General features: G+C 72.5%; 17 protein-coding genes. 6 read left to right on the top strand and 11 right to left on the bottom strand.

The annotated features are described in order from the left end of the window. Positions 1 to 20 precede the first annotated feature (20 nt). From rfbB to AB0I22_RS01420, 3 genes are all read right to left on the bottom strand, one after another. Entirely contained in the window at positions 21 to 1,004 is a 984-nt protein-coding gene (gene rfbB / locus AB0I22_RS01430; protein ID WP_363128542.1) for a dTDP-glucose 4,6-dehydratase, read from the bottom strand. Then, entirely contained in the window at positions 1,001 to 2,068 is a 1,068-nt protein-coding gene (locus AB0I22_RS01425; RefSeq protein ID WP_363128703.1) for a glucose-1-phosphate thymidylyltransferase, read from the bottom strand. Before AB0I22_RS01425 ends, rfbB begins: the two co-directional genes overlap by 4 nt. Before the next feature lie 100 nt (positions 2,069 to 2,168). Further along, the gene (locus AB0I22_RS01420) at positions 2,169 to 3,140 is read right to left on the bottom strand and encodes an aldo/keto reductase (protein WP_363128541.1); all 972 of its coding nucleotides are present in this window, start codon (positions 3,138 to 3,140) and stop codon (positions 2,169 to 2,171) included. A 168-nt stretch (positions 3,141 to 3,308) separates the two neighbouring features. Between AB0I22_RS01420 and AB0I22_RS01415 the strand changes: the two genes are divergently transcribed. Continuing rightward, entirely contained in the window at positions 3,309 to 4,460 is a 1,152-nt protein-coding gene (locus AB0I22_RS01415; RefSeq protein ID WP_363128540.1) for a nucleotide disphospho-sugar-binding domain-containing protein, read from the top strand. Here AB0I22_RS01415 and AB0I22_RS01410 read toward each other — a convergent pair. The 4 genes from AB0I22_RS01410 to AB0I22_RS01395 all read right to left on the bottom strand — a co-directional run bounded on the left by AB0I22_RS01410 (position 4,416) and on the right by AB0I22_RS01395 (position 8,085). Further along, positions 4,416 to 5,381 (bottom strand): Gfo/Idh/MocA family oxidoreductase, encoded by a 966-nt coding sequence (locus AB0I22_RS01410; protein WP_363128539.1) that lies wholly within the window; start codon positions 5,379 to 5,381, stop codon positions 4,416 to 4,418. The genes AB0I22_RS01415 and AB0I22_RS01410 overlap by 45 nt on opposite strands. Then, on the bottom strand, positions 5,378 to 6,784 hold the full coding sequence (locus AB0I22_RS01405; RefSeq protein WP_363128538.1) for an NDP-hexose 2,3-dehydratase family protein: 1,407 nt from the start codon (positions 6,782 to 6,784) through the stop codon (positions 5,378 to 5,380). Before AB0I22_RS01405 ends, AB0I22_RS01410 begins: the two co-directional genes overlap by 4 nt. Beyond that, the gene (locus AB0I22_RS01400; protein WP_363128536.1) at positions 6,781 to 7,830 is read right to left on the bottom strand and encodes a ketoacyl-ACP synthase III family protein; all 1,050 of its coding nucleotides are present in this window, start codon (positions 7,828 to 7,830) and stop codon (positions 6,781 to 6,783) included. The genes AB0I22_RS01405 and AB0I22_RS01400 overlap by 4 nt, the downstream gene beginning before the upstream one ends. A gap of 120 nt (positions 7,831 to 7,950) precedes the next feature. Continuing rightward, positions 7,951 to 8,085, bottom strand: coding sequence for a hypothetical protein (locus AB0I22_RS01395; RefSeq protein ID WP_363128535.1), 135 nt, complete (start codon positions 8,083 to 8,085; stop codon positions 7,951 to 7,953). On the opposite strand from AB0I22_RS01395, the gene AB0I22_RS01390 reads away from it, so the two are divergent. Then, a complete protein-coding gene (locus tag AB0I22_RS01390) occupies positions 8,084 to 9,085 on the top strand; it encodes a methyltransferase (protein ID WP_363128534.1) in 1,002 nt (333 codons plus the stop codon). The two genes, AB0I22_RS01395 and AB0I22_RS01390, sit on opposite strands and share 2 nt — an antisense overlap. A 129-nt stretch (positions 9,086 to 9,214) precedes the next feature. On the opposite strand, the gene AB0I22_RS01385 is transcribed toward AB0I22_RS01390, so the two are convergent. Continuing rightward, positions 9,215 to 10,201 (bottom strand): ketoacyl-ACP synthase III, encoded by a 987-nt coding sequence (locus AB0I22_RS01385; protein WP_363128533.1) that lies wholly within the window; start codon positions 10,199 to 10,201, stop codon positions 9,215 to 9,217. A gap of 491 nt (positions 10,202 to 10,692) precedes the next feature. Further along, on the bottom strand, positions 10,693 to 11,322 hold the full coding sequence (locus AB0I22_RS01380) for a TetR family transcriptional regulator (RefSeq protein ID WP_363128532.1): 630 nt from the start codon (positions 11,320 to 11,322) through the stop codon (positions 10,693 to 10,695). 90 nt (positions 11,323 to 11,412) lie between these two features. On the opposite strand from AB0I22_RS01380, the gene AB0I22_RS01375 reads away from it, so the two are divergent. After that, positions 11,413 to 13,041: an MFS transporter gene (locus AB0I22_RS01375; RefSeq protein ID WP_363128531.1), complete on the top strand. Its 1,629-nt coding sequence runs from the start codon at positions 11,413 to 11,415 to the stop codon at positions 13,039 to 13,041. Positions 13,042 to 13,158: 117 nt separating this feature from the next. On the opposite strand, the gene AB0I22_RS01370 is transcribed toward AB0I22_RS01375, so the two are convergent. Next, complete coding sequence (locus tag AB0I22_RS01370; protein WP_363128530.1) at positions 13,159 to 14,013, bottom strand: LLM class flavin-dependent oxidoreductase; 855 nt, start codon at positions 14,011 to 14,013, stop codon at positions 13,159 to 13,161. 100 nt (positions 14,014 to 14,113) lie between these two features. Between AB0I22_RS01370 and AB0I22_RS01365 the strand changes: the two genes are divergently transcribed. The 3 genes from AB0I22_RS01365 to AB0I22_RS01355 all read left to right on the top strand — a co-directional run bounded on the left by AB0I22_RS01365 (position 14,114) and on the right by AB0I22_RS01355 (position 17,968). Further along, the gene (locus AB0I22_RS01365; RefSeq protein ID WP_363128529.1) at positions 14,114 to 15,682 is read left to right on the top strand and encodes an FAD-dependent monooxygenase; all 1,569 of its coding nucleotides are present in this window, start codon (positions 14,114 to 14,116) and stop codon (positions 15,680 to 15,682) included. Between the two features lie 63 nt (positions 15,683 to 15,745). Further along, positions 15,746 to 16,744, top strand: a complete 999-nt coding sequence (locus AB0I22_RS01360; protein ID WP_363128528.1) for a methyltransferase — start codon at positions 15,746 to 15,748, stop codon at positions 16,742 to 16,744. Positions 16,745 to 16,870: 126 nt separating this feature from the next. Then, complete coding sequence (locus AB0I22_RS01355) at positions 16,871 to 17,968, top strand: GDSL-type esterase/lipase family protein (RefSeq protein WP_363128527.1); 1,098 nt, start codon at positions 16,871 to 16,873, stop codon at positions 17,966 to 17,968. A 291-nt stretch (positions 17,969 to 18,259) separates the two neighbouring features. On the opposite strand, the gene AB0I22_RS01350 is transcribed toward AB0I22_RS01355, so the two are convergent. Next, a complete protein-coding gene (locus tag AB0I22_RS01350; RefSeq protein WP_363128526.1) occupies positions 18,260 to 19,171 on the bottom strand; it encodes an NAD(P)-dependent oxidoreductase in 912 nt (303 codons plus the stop codon). Positions 19,172 to 19,191 lie beyond the last annotated feature (20 nt).

Here is a 19,191-nt window from a genome sequence, read left to right as displayed (position 1 = left end):
GCGCGCGCAGCGAGCGCCGGTCAGCGGGCAGCCCGCTCTCTGAGGGGCTGCCACCAGGTCCGGTTGTCGCGATACCACCGGACGGTCTCGGCGAGCCCGGTGGCGAAGTCCACCTCGGGGGCGTAGCCGAGCGCGGTACGGATCTTGGTGCAGTCGACCGAGTAGCGGCGGTCGTGGCCCTTGCGGTCGGTGACCTGCCTGACGCTGTCCCACGTGGCGCCGCAGGCGTCCAGGAGCAGGCCGGTCAGTTCCTTGTTGGACAGTTCGGCGCCGCCGCCGATGTTGTACACCTCGCCCGCGCGGCCCTTGGTGCGGACCAGTTCTATGCCGCGGACGTGGTCGTCGATGTGCAGCCAGTCGCGCACATGGCTTCCGTCGCCGTACAGCGGCACCTGACGGCCGTCCAGCAGGTTGGTGATGAACAGCGGGATCAGCTTCTCCGGGAAGTGGTGGTGGCCGTAGTTGTTGGAGCAGCGCGTCACCCGCACGTCCAGGCCGTGGGTGCGGTGGTAGGAGAGCGCGATCAGGTCGCCGGCGGCTTTGGCCGCCGAGTACGGCGAGTTGGGCGCCAGCGGATGGGTCTCCGGCCAGGAGCCGCTGTCGATCGAGCCGTAGACCTCGTCCGTCGAGATGTGCACGAAGGTCTGGATACGGGCCCGGTGCGCGGCGTCGACGAGGGTGTGGGTGCCGACGGCGTTGGTGCGTACGAACCGGGCGCCGCCGTCGATGGAGCGGTCCACGTGCGTTTCGGCGGCGAAGTGCACCACCTGGTCGTGCTCGGCCATCAGATCGGCCGCCAGGGAGGCGTCGCAGATGTCTCCGCGTACGAAGGCGAAGCCGGGGCGCCCGCGGACCTCGTCGAGGTTGGCGGGGTTGCCGGCGTAGGTGAGCCGGTCCAGCACCGTGATCGCCACGTCGCCGGGTCCCTCGTCGCCCAGCAGGGTCCGTACGTAGTGGGAGCCGATGAAGCCCGCGCCGCCGGTCACCAGGATCTTGGTGGTCATGAGGAGATCTGCACCTTGCTGTGGTCGCCGAGTATCAGGCGGTGCGCGGCGGGCTTGCGGGGGGCGGGGGTGACCGTGACGTGGCGGCCGATGAGGGACGCCTCCACGCGGCGCACCCCGGTGAGCGAGGCGCCGGCCAGGACGATCGAGTACTCGATCTCGCTGTCCGTGATCCGGCAGTCCTCGGCCACCGCGGTGAAGGGCCCGATGTACGCGTCCGTGATCACTGTGCCGGCGCCGATGACGGCGGGGCCGACGATCCGCGAGCCGTGCACCCGTGCCCCGGCCTCGATCCGTACCCGCCCGATGATCTCGGTCTCCTCGTCCACCGTGCCGTCCACCGCCGCTTCGACGCGTTCCAGCACGGACCGGTTGACTTCCAGCATGTCGGTGACGTTGCCGGTGTCCTTCCAGTAGCCGGAGATGATGGTGCAGCGCACATCGCGCCGCCTGTCGATCATCCACTGCACGGCGTCGCTGATCTCCAGCTCACCCCGGTCGGAGGGGCTGATCGCGCGTACCGCCTCGTGGACCGCCGGGGTGAACAGGAACACGCCGACCAGTGCCAGATCGCTCTTGGGCCGCTGCGGCTTCTCCTCCAGGGCCACCACCTGCCCATCGGCGCCGAGTTCCGCGACACCGAAGCAGGAGGGGTTGGGCACCTTCGTGAGCAGGATGCGGGCTTCCGGGCGTTCGGCGCGGAAGCCGTCGACGAGGGGCGCGATGCCGCCGACGACGAAGTTGTCGCCCAGATACATCACGAAGTCGTCGTCGCCGAGGAAGTCGCGGGCGATGAGCACCGCGTGCGCCAGGCCCAGCGGGGCGTGCTGCTGGATGTAGGTGACCTTGAGGCCGAACCGGGAGCCGTCGTCTACGGCCGCGCGGATCTCCTCGCCGGTCTCCCCCACCACGATCCCCACCTCGACGATGCCGGCCTCGGCGATCGCCTCCAGACCGTAGAAGAGCACGGGTTTGTTGGCCACCGGCACCAGCTGCTTGGCCGATGTGTACGTGATGGGGCGGAGCCGGGTGCCGGACCCGCCGGACAGTACGAGCGCCTTCATCGTGGTCATGCGTCAGCCCTGCCAGGGGTGTCGGGGGAACGGAGGACGTGCGGGCGGCGTTTTGGACGTACGAGCGCACAGGAGGTACGCGGCGGAGCGCTCAGCGGCGGACCGGAGTCCGCGGTCCCGTCACGCGCTCCGGCGGAACCAGCGTGCTCAACCGTTCCACGAGCTCGGCGGAGAGCCGTACGTCCGCCGCGCTCAGGTTGGCCGCCAGGTGGGCGCCGCTGCGGGTACCCGGGATGGGGACGATGTCGTTGCCGCGGGCCAGGAGCCAGCCCAGGGCGAGCTGGGCGGCGCCGAGGCCGGTGTCGGCGACCACCGCGTCCAGCTCGGCGGCGAGCTGGACGTTGTGCCGGAAGCTCTCACCCTGGAAGCGCGGGTGGTTCAGCCGGATGTCGCCGGGGCGCAGTTGATCCGGTTCGGCCAGCGCGCGGGTGAGGAGGCCCTTGCCTAGGGGGGTGTGCGCGACGAATCCGATGCCCAGTTCGCGGGCTGCGGGCAGGATCTCCGCCTCCACATGCCGCTCCCACAGCGAGTACTCGCTCTGCAGCGCGGTCACGGGGTGGGCGGCGTGCCCGCCGCGGAGTTCGTCCGCGGTCGCCTCGGACAGGCCGATGTGCCGGATCTTGCCCTCGGCCACCAGTTCGCCGAGGGCGCCCACGCTCTCCTCGACCGGCACTTTCGGGTCGACGCGGCCCAGGTAGTACAGGTCGACGTGGTCGACGCCGAGGCGTCGCAGCGACGCCTCGCACGCGGTGCGGAGGTACCGCGGCCGGCCGTCGACGATCTTCGGGGGCCCGTCGGGGCGCTCGGCGCGCAGCCCTCCGCGCGTCGCCAGGACCGCCTGGTCCCGGTGGCCCGCGACGGCCCGGCCGACCAGTTCCTCGTTCCGGCCGGCGCCGTAGAAGTCGGCGGTGTCGATCAGGGTCAGCCCCCGGCGCAGCCCCCGCCGGATCAGCGCCACGCACTCGGCCTCGTCGGCCGGCCCGTACGCGCCGGTCATGGCCAGGCAGCCGAGCCCGACGGCCGAGACCTCCAGGGCGCCGGCGCCGAGCTTTCGGTACTCCATCGTGTGCTCCCTCCGGATGCGGCTGAGGGCACCGAGCGTCCGCGCGGCCCCTCGACGCGAGGTCCAGTGCCGCTCGGTGTGCGAGCGAGTTCCGGGCCCGGCGCCGGCGGCCGGCGGCGTGGACCGCGGCTCGACCTTCCATCGAGCCGGGCGGGTTTGGCTGGCGGCATGAGAATCCTCGTCATCGCAGGCTGTTCCGAGGGGTTCGTGATGCCCCTCGTACCGCTGTCATGGGCGCTGCGCGCCGCCGGCCACGACGTGCTGGTGGCCGCCTCCGAGAACATGGGGCCGACCGTGACCGACGCGGGGCTGCCGTTCGCGCCGGTCTGCTCCGGCGTCGAGATGCCGGAGGTCCTCTCCTTCGACCGGGACGGCGACCGTACGACGATGCCGCGCGAGGAGGAGCCGCTGCTGCGGCACATCGGCCGGGGCTACGGTCGGCTGGTGCTGCGGATGATGGACGAGGCGCTGGCCCTCGCCGACCGGTGGCGGCCGGACCTGGTCCTCACCGAGACGTACAGCCTCACCGGGCCGATGGTGGCTGCCGCGCGCGGCGTGCCGTGGATCGAGCAGTCCATCAGGCTCGCCGCGCCCGACACGATCACGCGGGCGGCGGTCGGGGAGCTGGCGCCGGAGCTGTGCGCGCTGGGACGCACCGAATTCCCCGACCCCATGCTGTCGCTCGACGTCTGCCCGCCCAGCATGCGGCCGCGGTCGAAGCCGGGTGCGACGCGGATGCGGTACGTGCCGTACAACGGCCGCATCGAGCAGGTGCCGTCCTGGGTGTTCGAGGAGCGGAAGCGGCCGAGGCTGTGCCTGACCTTCGGCACGCGGGTGCCGCTGCCCAACGAGAACACGATTCCCGGCGGGCTCACGCTGCTGCAGGCGCTGGGCCGGGAGCTGCCGAAGCTCGGTTACGAGGTCGTGGTCGCCGTCTCCGACGAGCTGGCCCGGACGCTCGACCCGCTGCCGGAGGGGGTGCTCGCGGCGGGCCGGTTCCCGTTGTCGGCGATCCTGCCCGCCTGCGACGTCGCGGTGCACCATGGCGGGCACGGCACCACGCTGACCTGCCTCGCCGAGGGGGTGGCGCAGGTGAGCGTCCCGGTCATCGCCGAGGTGTGGGACTCGGCCCGGCTGCTGCACGCGGCCGGCGCCGGGGTCCAGGTGCCCTGGACCGAGGCGTCGGTGGAGACGGTGACCGCCGCCTGCGCCGCCATCCGCGACGACCGCTCGTACATCGACACGGCCCGCCGGCTGCGGGACGAGGTGGCCGCGTTACCGAGTCCGGCCGACATCGTGCGTCTGGTCGAGCGGGCGTGAGGCGCTCGCGCCGATCGCCTCGACGAGCTCCGCCTGGCGCAGGATCGAGGCGGCGTACGGCTCGAAGTCGGCTCTCTCGATGACCGCCCGCGCGAACTCCCCGGCCACGTTGGTGAACTGCCGGTCGGCGGGCAGGGTCAGCGGCTCGTGGGCGCCGCCCCGTTCGAGGCGTACCACGGGCACGTAGTCGTCGGGCGTGCTGTAGGCCCGGTGCAGGGAGATCCGACCCTCGCTGCCCCACAGCGCGTAGTGATTCCGGTAGGCGTGCCCCCTCCCGTAGGCGAGCTGGGCCGTGACGCCCCCCGGGGAGCACAGCAGCGCCGCGCCATGGGTGTCGCCCGACTGGGCGCCCAGCACGGTGAGTTCGTCGCCGAGGAACAGGCGTGCGGCGCGTACCGGGTAGGCGCCGACGTCCCACAGGTCGCCGGACGCGAGCCGCGGCACGCCGAACTCCGCGGTGAACGAGCGGAGCTCGCCGATCGCTCCGTCGGCGACCAGGCGGCGGACCGCCGCGTGCTGCCCGTGGTGGAGGAACATGAAGCTCTCCATCAGCAGCAGCCCGCGCTTCCGCGCGACGCGCACCGCGGTCCGGGCCTGTGCCGCGTCGGGGGCGAACGGCTTCTCGCACAGCACGTGCTTGCCCGCCTCCAGAGCCCGCACGGACCAGCCGACGTGCAGAGCGGACGGCAGCGGCAGGTAGACCGCGTCGATGTCGTCCCGCGCGAGCAGCGCGTCGTAGCCGGTCACCGCCGCGCAGCCGAACTCGGCGGCGTACCGCTCCGCCTTGCCGCCGTCCCGGCTGGCGACGGCGACGAGACGTACGAGCGGCTGGTGCGCCAGCGACGGCAGCATGCGGCGCCGGGCGATGTCGGCGCAGCCCAGCACCCCCAGCCGCAGGGGGCCCGCGGTCGTGCCGGTCACCAGGTGGTGTGCAGCGCCGCGAGCAGGCTGCGCGCCTCGATGTTCAGGTAGTTGCTGTGCCGCAGCAGCCCCGTGAGCTGCCGTACGGTCATCCACCGGTACTCCTCGGGTACGTCGAGCGGGAAGTCGTCGCCGCCGTCGATGATCTGGTGACGGGTCTCGGCCCGGTGGAAACGGCCTCCCTCCTCCGACTGCACGGCGTCGTATCTGATCCGCCGCGGGTCGGCCTCGCGCACGAAGTCCAGGAAGCGCGGCCGTGCCGCATCGGGCAGGCCCGCGAGGTTGCCGGGCGTGCACTGGACGGTCGGGGCGAGTTCCACCCCGTCCCGGTACCCGGCCGACAGCCGGGCGTGCATGAGGACATGGAGGACGCCCTTGACGGGACGTACGACGAAGGCCACCCGGCCCCGGCCCGTCGGCGCGAACATCGGCTGCGTCCAGTGGCTGACCTCCCGGCTGCCCGCGGTCACGTCCACGGCGATGACCTGGAAGTACCGGCCCTCGGCATGGCTGATCGCGTCGGCCGACCGGTGCCAGCCCCCGACCAGGCCCAGGGGCGTGTGACGGCGTACGAACAGCCTTCGGGCCTTGGTCTCGGCGAGCCAGCCGAGGATGTCGTCCGCCGTGTGGAGCGACCACGGGTCCCGGGTCAGCGAGCTCAGCAGCGCCCGGCGGTAGGCGTCGCCGCCGTCCCCCTCCGCGCGCGGGCCGCGGCCGGCGGGGGCGAAGGGGAGGCAGGACAGTACGGTGCGGGTGTCCATGTTCACGGTGTTGTCCTGCCGGAGCAGGCCGTGCAGCTGGTCGATGGACACCCAGCGGAAGTTGTCCAGTAGCGGTACGTCCTCGGCCACCTCGACCACGATGTTCCGGTTGCTCTTGCACAGGAACCACGAGCCCTGTTCGGACTGGATGGAGTCGACCAGCACCCGGCCGCGCCGCGGCCCGGTGAAGTACTCCAGATACGGCGTCGCCCGGCCGCCGTGCACCCGCGTGTAGTTGCTGCGGGTGGCCTGCGCGGTCGGTGACAGCTGGACCGTGTTGACGTTGCCCGGTTCCATCTTCGCCTGGAGCAGGCAGTACGGCACCCCGTCGAAGTACGTGACGACGATGCCGAGCAGGCCGATCTCGGGCTGGTTGATGATGGGCTGCGTCCAGGAGCCGTGCGCCGGATGGTCGGTGGTCACCCGCAGGCCCTCGACCCGGAAGAACCGTCCGCTCTCGTGGGCCAGGTCTCCGCCGTCCTCCTCGAAGTGCCAGCCGGCCAGGTCGTCGAAGCCGATCCGGCGGACGTCGAAGCGGTGGGCGCGCCGCTGTGCCGCGAGCCACGCGGCCAGTTCCTGGTCCGGGGCCCCTGCGTGCGTACGGGCGTGGGCCGGGACGGTGAAGCCCCGCGCGATGGTCATGCGGCGACGGGGGTGGGGGCGGGGGCGGGGGCGGGCCAGGAGGGCACGTCCAGGATTTCGAGTACGGCGCAGACCGTCGCGAACCCGGCCGACGCCCCGCAGAGCATGACGTGGTCGCCGGGCGCCAGGCCGTCGGTCAGGAGCAGGTGCTCCAGCGCCACGGCCTGGTCGCTGCAGCCCATATGGCCCACGGTCCGGCCGAACTCCCAGGCCGACTGCTCCAGGGTGGCCCCGATCTGGGACAGGAAGAACTCGACGATGAACCCGGCCATATTGTGGTAGACGACCCGGCTGATGTCGGACGTCTTGATGCCGGCCTCGGCGATGGAAAGTTCGGCCAGTTCGGTGTTGAGGCCGGCCATCAGGTTGGCCGCCTCCCGCTCCGCCATGTGCTCGGTGACCGACGCGTGCCGGGCCCGCAGATCGACGAGGCCGCGCGGGCCCGGCGGGTGGAGCGGCTCGTCGCCCCGGTTCATCCGCTCCAACTGCGGCACGGTGCCGGAGTTGATGGAACGGACCCTGGCGAAGCCGCCCACCGAGCTGAGGAGCAGCGCGCTGCCCGCGTCGCCGGGGAGGTAGACGTCGGACGGCCAGCGCTTTAGCCAGACGCCCATGTGATCGGCGGCGGTGAGCAGGACCGAGGTGTGGCCCTGGGCGCCCGTCAGCTGTCCGACGGCCAGCTCCATCGCGCTCAGCATGCCCGAGCAGCCGGTGCGCAGTTCGATCACGGATGCCTTGCCGCCGCCGAGTTCGCGCAGTGTGTACCCGGGCAGGGACCAGCCGTCGGGGCCGGGCTGGAAGACGCTGGAGTGGATCACGCAGTCCAGCTCCGCCGAGGTGACCCCGGCCCGTTCCAGCGCCGTCGCCGCGGCGGCGGTGGCCATGTGCGCCGGGGAGACGTCGCCGGCCACCAGAGTGCCGGTCAGCCCCATCTGCTCCAGGTCGTCGGCCTCGTACAGGCCCTCGTCCACCGCTTGTCGGGTGCTGGCGCGCGGCGGCAGGCAGCTGCCGACAGAGCGCACGTACACCCCGCTCCTGATCTCCACCGTCGACTCCTCACGTCACCGGACCGTTGGCGGGAGAGTCGCGCGGCGTACTCGAACCCTCGTCGATTCCCGGTCTCGTCCGCGTCGGCCGCGCTTTCTTCAGCGGCGCTCCAGAACAGCTCAACCGGGGGCGTCCAGGCTGCGCGGCGTCAGGTGTCCGGCGCCGACCCGGCCGGCGAGGGAAGGGCCGACGGCGAACCGCCCACCGACGAACTGGCCGACGGCGAATCGGCCGACGACGAAAGGAAGAGCCATGGTGACCGATGCCACCGGGATCACCCGGTTGAACACCGCCTACGCGGAGGCGCGGATCCTGCACAGCGCGGTGGAGACCGGCGTCTTCGAGCTGCTCGCCGAGGGACCGCTCGGCGCCGCGGAGATCTGCGCGCGGCGCGAACTGCACCCGCGGCTGGCCGAGGACTTCCTCAACGCGCTCGCCGCGCTCGGGCTGCTCGTACGCGCCGGGCAGCGGTACGCCAACAGCGAGGTGGCACGGGAGGCGCTCGTACCGGGCGGCCCGCTGTTCCTCGGCGGGCGGGTGAAGGCCGCGGCGCAGCGGCACTACCACACTTGGGGCCGGCTCACCGAGGCGCTGCGCGACGGCCGGCCCAAGGCGGCGATGGGGCTCGACGCCATGGAACGGCTCTACTCCGACCCAGCGGCGGCTCGCGGGTTCTTCAGCAACATGGACGCCAACAACGCCGTCGTGGCTCCGCAGTTGTCCGCGCGGTTCGACTGGTCGCCGTACCGCTCGTTCGTCGACGTGGGCGGCGCCCGAGGCAATGTGGCGGCCGAACTGGTGCTGTCGCACCCGCATCTGACCGGCCACGTCATGGACCTGGCCCAGGCGGAGCCGCTGTTCGACGAGTTGATGGCCGAGCGGGGCACCGCGGGCGAGGTGACCTTCCACCCCGGCGACTTCTTCGCCGACGAGATGCCCTCGGCCGACGTCGTCGTCCTCGGGCACGTGCTGCACGACTGGTCGTCCGAGCAGTGCCAGGAGCTGGTGGACCGGGCCTTCCACACGCTGCCCGCGGGCGGCGCCCTGGTCGTCTACGACCAGATGCTCGACGACGACGCCCCCGATCTGCGCAGCCTCATCGGCAGCCTGAACGTGGCGCTGCTGAGCGAAGGGGGTTCGGAGTACACGGCGGCGGAGTTCCGCACGTGGGCGGAGAAGGCCGGTTTCCGGTTCGACCGGGCCGAGCGCCTGGCGCGCGGGAACGACACGATCGCGGTCGCCCTCAAGGATTAGCCGCCCGGCCCGGGGCCGGCGGGCGGAGCGGGGCACGGCGCCCGGGGGACGGGGCCGGGGTCGGGGCGCGGTCCCCGGAGGCGGTACGGACCTGGGTCCGGCGGTCTCCGGGGGCCGCGCCCGTCGGCGTCAGTACCAGGTGAGCAGCGCGGCTCCCGCGGTCATCCCGCCGCCTACCGCGGCGAAGACGATCCGCTCGCCGCGGCGCAGCGGGCGCTCGCGGTGGGAGTGGCACAGGGTCATCGGAAGGGCCGCCGCGCCGGTGTTTCCGAGGTGCGGCGCGGTGAGCGGCACCCGCGCCATGTCGACGCCCAACCGCGCGGCCACGGCCTCCACCAGCCTGCTGTTGCCCTGGTGGACGATGAAGCGATCGATGTCGTCGGCCGTGCAGCCGTGTGCGCCGAGGACGTCGTCGATGGCCTTCGGGATGCTGTGCAGGGCGAAGTCGCGCACCGGGCGGCCCCGCATCCGGAAGTAGTGGCGCCCCGCCGCCCGCGCGGCGTCGTCGGCCCGCTCGCGGGTGCCGCCCGCCGCGACCTCGACGAGGTCCTCGGTTCCGCCGTCGGCGAGCAGGCTGGTCGCGTGGATGCCGTAGCCGTCCGGTACGTCGCCGAGCAGCACGGCGGCGGCCCCGTCGCCGAAGAGGGATACGGTCCTGCGGTCCGACCGGTCCATGATCGTCGAGTACATGTCGGCGCCGACGACGAGCGCCGTTCCGCTGCCCGTATCGCGGAGCAGCATCGCGTCGGCGACGCTCAGCGCGTAGACGAAGCCCGCGCAGACGGCATTGACGTCGAAGGCCGGAGTGGTGGTCCGTACGCGCAGCAGGTTGTGCATGCGCACGGCGGTGGAGGGCTGCGGCTGGTCGGGCGTGGACGTGGCCAGGACGGTGAGCGCCACCTCCTCAAGGGCGCGGGGAGAGCCCGCGAACAGGTTCTGGACGGCCTGCGCCGCGAGTTCGGAGGTGGTCACTCCGGGCGCGGCATAGCGCCTGTGGTGGATGCCCGTGCGCTCGGCTATCCACTCCTCGGTGGCTCCGGTCCACGTGGTGATCTGCGCGTTGTCGATGACATGCGGCGGGTTGAAGGCGCCGAGACCGACGATTCCGATGGGCAAGGCTGACTCCCTGGCTGTGGTGACGAAGAGCGGAGCGCTCCGGTCCCGTGGGCCCGGTGTGCGGAGCGTGGAGACGCCGACGCCGACGCCGGCCCGTGGCCGTCGGCGCGTCCGGTCGCGGTCGGCGGCGAGCCGGAAAGAGGGCCGGCGCGCCTGGAGGGAAGCGCGGGCCGTACTCCCGGTGCCGACCGGTGCCGACCGATGCCGACCGATGACGGCCTATGGCGGCCGATAGGCGACGGGCCCCGGGGACGCGCGGCGCCCTGTTCTCCATCACGCCATGAGACGACCGGCGCCGGGAGGGGCACCAGCCCGTTGATACCGATACGGGCTCAAGGGGAGGGCGAGCGGCGGTGGAGCCGTTGTCCGGCGACGGGCTCCCCATCACCTTCCTGGCGGCCCCGCAAGGGGGCGCCCGGCCAGCCCAGTTCCGCGTAACGGGTCGGCTTCCCGCGTCGCTGTCCGGACTCAGGCCGCTGTCCGGCCCCTCGTCACCAGAGGCTCTTCTCCAGCAGGTCGAAGGCCGCTTCGGCCTCGGCGGCGCACTGGTCGTATATGGCCTCGGGGGCGTCGCCGGACAGCATGCGTTCGACGTTGCGGACGATCAGGGTGCGCTGCACCGAGATGATCTGGCTGGCCAGCGCGTTCGGCACGATGGCGGTCGCCGGTTCGCCGAGGCTCTCGGCGAGCGCCTCGGCGAGGACGGCCTCGCTGTCGGTCCACTGCTCCAGGAGACGCAGCTTCAGGCTGGGGGTGGACATGACCATGCCCTGGAAGGCCAGGAACTCGTCGTAGTCGGCGAGCCCGGTGATCGGGTCGCGCTCCTGGAGCCCGGTCAGGAAGTGACGGCGCAGGGCGGCCACGGGAGAGTCGCCCTGCTGCCGCGTACGGACCACCCTGGCGGGCTCGCCCTTGTGGTCGCGGATCGGAAACAGGACGAGGTCTTCCTTGGCGGGGAAGTAGTTGAAGACGGTCTTCTTGGACACCTCGGCGGCGGCCGCGACATCGGCGACCGAGACCTGGTCGAACCCGCGCTCCAAGAAAAGCTCCAGCGCGGTGTTCGCGATGTGCTCCGTTGTCTTCAGCTTCTTGCGCTCCCGAAGGCCCAGCTGCTCCGTCATGCCCGAATCCTAGCAAGTATTTTCCCCAAGGGCACAGTTACGTCTGCCGTAAAACTTGTCTCGGTGTAAAAATAGCCCTAGCGTAAGACCATGACTGATACCGCCAAGGGCATGTACGCACCCGTGTACGACGGCCCTGTCCTGCTCATGAGCACGCCCAAGGTCAAACTGGTGGCCGCCGCGTGCATCACCGTCCTGCTGCTGTCGATCCTCGACATCAACATCGTTTCCGCGGTGTCGTGGAAGATGGTGGATGACCTCGACCCCGTCCACGGGATCAGCAAACTCCCCTGGCTGACCTCCTGTTACGCCCTGGCGGACTGCATCGTCGTGCCGCTGTACGGCAAGCTCGCCGACGAATACGGGGCCAAGCCGCTGATGATCTTCGGGCTCGGCGTCTTCACGGTCGGCTCGTTGCTCTGCGGCCTCGCGCAGAACATGACCGAGCTGATCGTGTTCCGTACCGTCCAGGGGCTGGGCGCCGGCGGACTCACCGCGATCACGCTGGTGGTCACCGGCATCCTCTTCAACGATCAGGAGGACGAGGCGCCGGACGGGCCCATCAAGCCGTCGAACGCGGTCGGCATCGGGGCCTCGGTGATGTTCGGCCTCGGCCTGGCCCTGGGCCCGACGCTGGGCGGCCTCATCGCCGACGCCATGAACTGGCGCTGGGTCTTCCTCCTCAACCTGCCGCTCCTCGTCGCCGCCTTCCTCATCATCGTCTTCGCGCTGAAGATGCCGACCAACCCGGTGCGGCGGAAGGTGGACTTCCTGGGAGCCGCCCTCCTCGGCGGCTTCGGCGCCTGCGCGCTGCTCGTGGCGGAGTGGGGCGGCGCCCGGTACGCGTGGGGCTCCACGACGATCGTCTCGCTGGCGGCCGGCGCGGTCCTGCTGGCCGCGGCCTTCGTATGGCGCAGCCTCACCGCTCCCGAACCGCTGGTGTCGCTGGCGCTGATGCGCAACTCGGTGTTCCGGGCGATGATGCCGATGTCGCTGATCGCCGGCGTCGGCGTGGCCGGCGGTCTGCTGTACGTCAGCGGCTATCTGCAGATCGGACGCGGGCTGAGCACCGGCCGCTCCGGACTGCTGGTGCTGTGCATGGCGTTCGGCATCCTGGCCTCCATCCCGGTGGCCAAGGGCATCGTCACGCTGCTCGGCAAGTTCAAGTACCTGCTCGTCGCCGCCGGAGTCTTCCAGGCCGTGGTGCTCATCCTCTTCGGCTGGCTCGGCCCCGACACCAGCTACTGGCTGATCGGCGCGGGCTGCTTCATCCTGGGCATCGGCATGGGGCAGTCGCTCGGCCTGGGTCTCCAGTACATGCAGAGTTCGGTGGCCAAGGAGGACCTCGGCGTCGCCACCAGTTCGCTGCGCTTCTGCCAGCAGCTCGGCGCCACGGCCGGGTTCGCCCTCTACAGCACGATCGTGGCGCGCTACCTCGACGCCCACCTCAGCAGCACCGCCGGGGCTGCCAACGTCAACGGCAACCTGGACACCGGAGCGCTGTCGAAACTGACCGGGGACCAACACCGCGCGGCGGTCGGCGTCTTCATCGACGCCACCAATGTGGTGTTCATCGTGGCGGGCGTCGTCTCGCTGGTGGCCGGCCTGGTGGCGCTCGTCATCCGCGAGCAGCGGTACCGGAAGCCTTCCGGCACCGCCGCGGACTCCGTCCCGTCCCAGGCCGCGGAGGAGCCGTCGCTCGACCCTCGGGTCAGCTGACGGCTCCGCTGAGCCGACGCCCCGGTCCAGCCGACGCCCTCGGTCCAGCCGACGGCGTCGGTTCAGCCGATGTCGTCCGGGCCCAGCTGATGCCTCCGCCCATCTGACGTCCCCGCTTCAGCCGACGAGCGCCCTTCGGGCCTGGGCGAGCAGTTCGCACTGCGCGTGCCAGTCGGGCCCGAAGGGGACCAGCACCAACTGTTCGACGCCTGCCTCCGGATAGCGGGCGAGCCGCTCGGCGAGTTCGTCCGGCCCGCCCGCCACCGCTGTCGCGGCCGCGCGCTCGGGGTCCAGCCCCAGCCGCGCGGTGAGGAATCCGGCGAGGCCCTCGGCCGAACCGCCTGCCGCCGCGATCACGACACAGCCGGTCCGGGGCACGGGCCGGCCGGCCTCCCGCGCGTACGTTCCGAGCCGGCCGGCCGTGTCGGCCAGTTCATGCGGCGGAGCCGCCGCGGCCAGCCAGCCGTCCCCGTGGCGGCAGGCACGCCGCAGCGCGGCCTCGGAACCGCCGCCGACCCAGACCGGCGGCATCTCCACGGCGGGAGCCAGCCGGGGCTCCCCCGTCCCCGCCAGCAGGCCGGGCAGAGCGGCCAGCGCCCGGTCGGTCCTGGCCCCGCGCTCCGTCATCGGGACCCCGGCCGCCGCCCACTCCTCCGGGGCGGCGCCGCCCACCCCGACGCCGAGGACCAGCCGGCCTCGGGACAGGTACTGGAGAGAACCGATCTGCTTCGCGGCCCAGGCCGGCTGCCGCAGCGCGAGCTGCAACACACCGAAGCCGAGCCGCACCCGCCCGGTCACCGCGGCCGCCGCCGAGAGCGCGACGGTGCTCTCCACAATGGGCCGGCCGTCGGTCAGATGGTCGCCCACCCACACCGAGTCGAATCCGGCCTCCTCCGCCGCGCGGGCGGCCTCGGCCACGTCCGGGATGCCTTCTCCCGCGGTCGGCAACGACACACCTATGTCCAGTCTCATGCCCGCAGCCTGGGGACCCGTCCTTGAGCCGGAGTCCAGTCGACATCGAACACGCCCCACCATCCTGACCGCCCCGACAGCGAGTGGCCAGGAGGTCGACGTGGATACGGATGTGGTGGTGGCGGGCGCCGGACCGGTCGGTCTGATGCTCGCCTGCGAACTGCGACTGCAAGGCATCGACACCGTGCTGATCGAGCGGCTGCCCGAGCCGGCGAACGACAACCGGGCGCAGGCGCTGCACGGCCGCACGGTCCCCGTGCTGGACCACCGGGGGCTGCTGCCGCGGTTCCGGGCGGCCGAGCGGGAACTCAACGGCGGGGCAGGCGGGGGGAACGACAGTCACCGCAAACGGCCGCTGCCCAAAGGCCACTTCGCGGGCATCACCGGGCTGCGGCCCGCCGCCCCCGACGGCGACCCCGAGGTGCCGGCCGTCGTCTTCGTCCCCCAGTACGTCACCACGCGGCTGCTCTCCGAGCGCGCGGCCGAACTCGGCGTCGCCATGTACCGCGGCAGCGAGATCACCGCCGTGGCACAGGATCCCGACGGGGTGACCGTACGGACCGACGGCCGCTCGGCTCCCGCCCGGCTGCGGGCCCGCTACCTGGTCGGCTGCGACGGCGCCCGGAGCCTGGTGCGGCGGCAGTCCGGCATCGGCTTCGAGGGCTCCGACGCCTCCCTGTCCACCCTCGCCGCCGAAGTGCGCCTCGACGACCTGACGGACGTGCCCACCGGCTGGCACCGCACCCAGCACGGCTGCACGGTGATCTCCCCGCACCCGGAGGGCGGCCACAGCCGCGTCGTCGTCATCGACTTCGCAGGCCCCGACCCCGACCGCGAGGCGCCCGTGACCCTCGCCGAGCTGCGGGAACGGACGGCCGCGGTCCTCGGCCGCGAGATCCCGATGAGCGACCTCAAGACCGCTCAGCGGTACGGGGACGCCGCCCGGCTCGCCGACCGGTACCGCGCGGGACGGATCTTCCTGGCCGGCGACGCGGCCCACATCCACTACCCCGTCGGCGGGCAGGGCCTGAACATCGGCCTCCAGGACGCGGTGAACCTCGGCTGGAAGCTGGCCGGGCAAATGCGCGGCTGGGCGCCGGTGGGGCTGCTCGACACCTACCACAGCGAGCGCCACCCGGTGGCCGCCGCCGTGCTGACCCACACCCGCGCGCAGGTCGCGCTGCTCGCTCCCGGCCCTCGTACCGACGCGCTGCGCGACCTGTTCACCGAACTGATCGGCTTCGAGCAGGTGAGCCGCTACCTCTCCGAGAAGATGTCCGCGGCCGACGTCCGCTACGACATGGGCGGCGCCGCACCGGACCCGCTCACCGGGCGGTTCGCGCCCAGCCTCCGGCTGGAGACCGCTCAGGGGACCCGGCGGCTGGCGGACCTGATGCGCCACGGCCGCCCCGTACTGCTCGACCTGACCGACCCCGCGGCCCCCGACCCCGCACGGCCCGCCGCGGCGGCCGCCCCGTGGGCGGACCGGGTCGATGTGCACACGGGCCGGTGCCCCGGCCACCCCGGCTACGACGCCGTTCTCGTACGGCCCGACGGGTACGTGGCCTGGGCCTGCGACCCCGAGGACGCGCCGGACTGGGTCGCCGAGGACCTGACGGCCACGCTGCGGCGGTGGTTCGGCGCGCCCGGCCGACGGCCGCCCCACTGAAACCGCACCGAGCCCCGGCTCGCCGAGCCCCGAGCACCGAAGCACCCACCGAAAGGAAGCGACATGGCTGACGCCCCCTGGGCATCCAGGCTGATGGACATGGCCGAGCTGACCACCCCGATGGCGATCCGCGTGGCCGCCACACTGCGCGTAGCCGACCACATCCTGGCCGGCGCCACCCACGTGGACGCCATCGCCGAGCGAGCGGAGGCGGACCCCGGCGGGCTGATCCGGGTGCTGAGGCATCTCGCGGCCGTCGGCGTGCTCCGTGCCACGGACCCCGGATGTTTCGAACTAACCGCTATAGGGCGGGAGTTGCGCGAGCAAGGGCCGGGTGATCCGCGCAGCTGGCTGGACGTCACCACCGCGTCCAGCCGAGCCGACCTGGCGCTGGTCGGCCTGCTCGACGCGGTACGGATCGGCAAGCCGGTCAGCGCCCAGGACTGGGGCGACCTGGACCGGGACGTGGAACTGTCGGACTCCTTCGACGACCAGATGGCCGTCGGCGCCGCGGCCAAGGCCCCCGCACTCATCGAGGGCTACGACTGGAGCACCGTCGAGCACGTGGTGGACGTCGGCGGCGGCAACGGCACCCTGCTCGCCGAACTCCTGCGGGCGCGCCCGGGGTTGCGCGGAACGGTCGTCGACCGGCCGCACCCGGTCGAGGGCGCCGAGCGCAGACTGGCCGCCGAGGGCCTCGCGGACCGCGCCGAGAGCCGCGCGCAGAGCTTCTTCGACGCGCTGCCGACCGGCGGCACGGTGTACCTGCTGTCGGGCGTACTCCACGACTGGCCCGATCCGGACGCGGCCCGCATCCTGTCCCGCTGCGCGGAGGCGGCCGGCGCCTCCGGCCGCGTACTGGTGATGGAGTCGCTCGTGGAGCCCGACGACATGCGCCCCTCGACCACCGGGATGGACCTGATGCTGCTCGTCGTCACGGGCGGCCGGGCGCGTTCCGCCGAGGACCTCACGGCGCTCGCCGCCACCGCGGGCCTGGCCCTGGAATCGTCCTCGGCGCTGCGCCCGCCCCACTCGCTCCTCGAATTCACGACCACCCGCTGACCCAAGCGCCGAACGACCGCACCGACCGCACATCCGGTGCGCCGGTCCGGGGCGAGCCCCCGGGCCCGGCCGCCGGTCGTGCCGTTTCGCCGTACCGCCGTGCCGCCACGGAGAGGGAGTAACGACATGCCCACGCACGACACCGCCCCCGTACGGGCGGGCCGTCTCATCGAGCCGACCGACCCGGCCCTGACCTACCGGGGAGCCGTGTCCCTCCAGCACAAGGACGGGTGGGTGGCGCCGTGGCGCGCCCCCTACGAGGAGGCGTACCTCTACTTTCCGCGCGGGAAGGTGGGCCGGCTCGCGCACACCTCCGGCATCCGGGTGTGCCTGCGCACCGACAGCCCGTGGATCTCCTGCCGGTACGAGGCGATCGGGGCGAAGGCCGTACCGGGCGAACCGACTCCGCCGGACGAGCCCGCGCTGCTCGATGTGGTCTGCGACGACGTTCTGGTCCGCACGGTCGACTTGGAGTGCGAGGCCGACGCCACCCTGTACGCCGACGGGCTGCCGTCCGGCGAGAAGCTCGTCGAGCTGTGGCTGCCCACCCTGCACCAGTTCCGGATCAGGGAGTTCCGGGTGGCGGAGGGCGCCTCGCTCGCCCCGGACACCGCCCGGCGCCCACGGTGGATCCACTACGGCGACTCGATCGACCACGGGCGGGGGGCCGCGTCGCCGAGCCGCACCTGGTTGGCGCTGGCAGCCCGTGCCGAGGGGCTCGACCTGCAGTCGATGTCGTTCGCCGGGGACGGCAGCCATCTCCAGCCGATGTTCGCCCGGCTCGCCCGGGACCTGCCGGCGGACCTGATCTCGCTACGGGTCGGCATGTCGCACTTCATGGACGGCGACGGTTTCGTGGACTTCCCCGCCAACCTCATCGGCTTCGTACGGATCATCCGGGAACGCCGACCGGACACCCCGATCGTGCTCGGCTCGTCGGTGTATTCCCCCTTCTGGGACACCCTCCCGGCCAACGGCGCTCCCACGGCAGCCGATTACCGCGAGGAAGTCGCCAAGACGGCCGAGCTGCTGCGCCGGCACGGCGACGAGAACGTGCACTTCATGGACGGGGTGAAGGTGTGGGGCCCCGAGCACGGCCTGGACCTCTACATCGAGAAGCCCGACAAATACCCGACGCATCCGAACGCCCCCGGTCACGAGATCTTCGCGGCCAGTTCCCGGCGCGAGATGGCGGCCATAGGGGTACTGCCGATCCGGAGTTGACGACGGGAAAGCCGACGCGGGCGGGGGACGGCGGACAGTCCGCCGCCCCCCGCCCGTACGCTCACGGCCTCGGCCGGGCCCGGCGGGTGCCGTTGCATCTCGCGCCCGTGGCCTGACGGGCGTGCGTACGGTGCGGGGCGCGGTCGGTCCGTAGCGCGGTTACCGGCCCGGGCGCGGCTACGGCCCGGGGCTGTGGCCGTCAGGCATTCAGGCGGCCCGGAGCTGCTCAGCCGGTCAGCGGACGCAGCCGGTCCGGGACTCAGTCGATCCGGGGTTCAGCCAATTCGGGGTTCAGTCGGTCTCTCCCGCCGACCAAGCCCAGTCGAGGGACCGCGTCAGCGAGTACCGCGGCGCCCAGCCGAGGACATCCCCGGCGGTGGTGATGTCGAGCCGCTGCCAGTCCCCGTTGTCCCGGGCGCGCGGCCCGCCCGTCCGCTCGACGATCTCGGCGGGGGTGCCGCTGAGCTCGATGAGCCGTTCCATGACCCGGCGGACCGGCACCGGCGTGCCGCCGCCGATGTTGACCGGCCGGCCGGCCGGGCGGGCGATGGCCCGGGCCACGGCCGAGGCCACGTCGCGGGCGTCCACGAAGTCGCGGTACGCGTACGGCGCGTCGAGCGGCAGCAGCGCCGTATCGCCGGTCGCCCCGGCTGCCCGCAGCCGCCGTACGACCGTGCCGAGCAGGCTGCCGCGCGGCGCACCGGGGCCCAGCACGTTGGAGAGCCGCAGCACCGTGCCGTCCAGCGCGCCGTCGTCGAACGCGGCGCAGACCAGGCGCGTCGAGCGCAGTTTGGCGTGACCGTAGGCCGTGAGCGGGCTCGTGCGCACGCTCTCGTGGGTGCTGACGCCGTGCGGCGCGGGGCCGTACTCGTGCGCCGAGCCGAGGTGCACCAGGCGCGGGCGGTGCTCCAGCCGGGCCAGCGCCGTCAGCAGCCGCTCGACGAACGACACGTTCGCGCCCAGCATCTGCTCGTCGGTGACCTCCCATACGCCGCCGGCGGCGTTGACGACGACCCGCGGCCGGACGGCCGTCAGGAGCCGTTCCAGCGCGTCGGGTCGGTCGAGGGCCGCGAACGGGAGGCCCGGCGGGGCCTTCGCGGGGTTGCGCGCGACGGCCAGCACGTCGTGTCCGAGCCCGGCGAGGACGCCGCACACATGCCGTCCGACGTAGCCGGTGCCGCCGAGAACCATCGTGTCGACCACGCCCCCGACTGTGGCCGCAG

This window comes from Streptomyces sp. NPDC050610, from assembly GCF_040654875.1.
In the GTDB taxonomy this organism is placed as follows: domain Bacteria; phylum Actinomycetota; class Actinomycetes; order Streptomycetales; family Streptomycetaceae; genus Streptomyces.
Note: the sequence above shows the minus strand (reverse complement) of the source record. Positions and strands in the feature narration are given on the sequence as shown.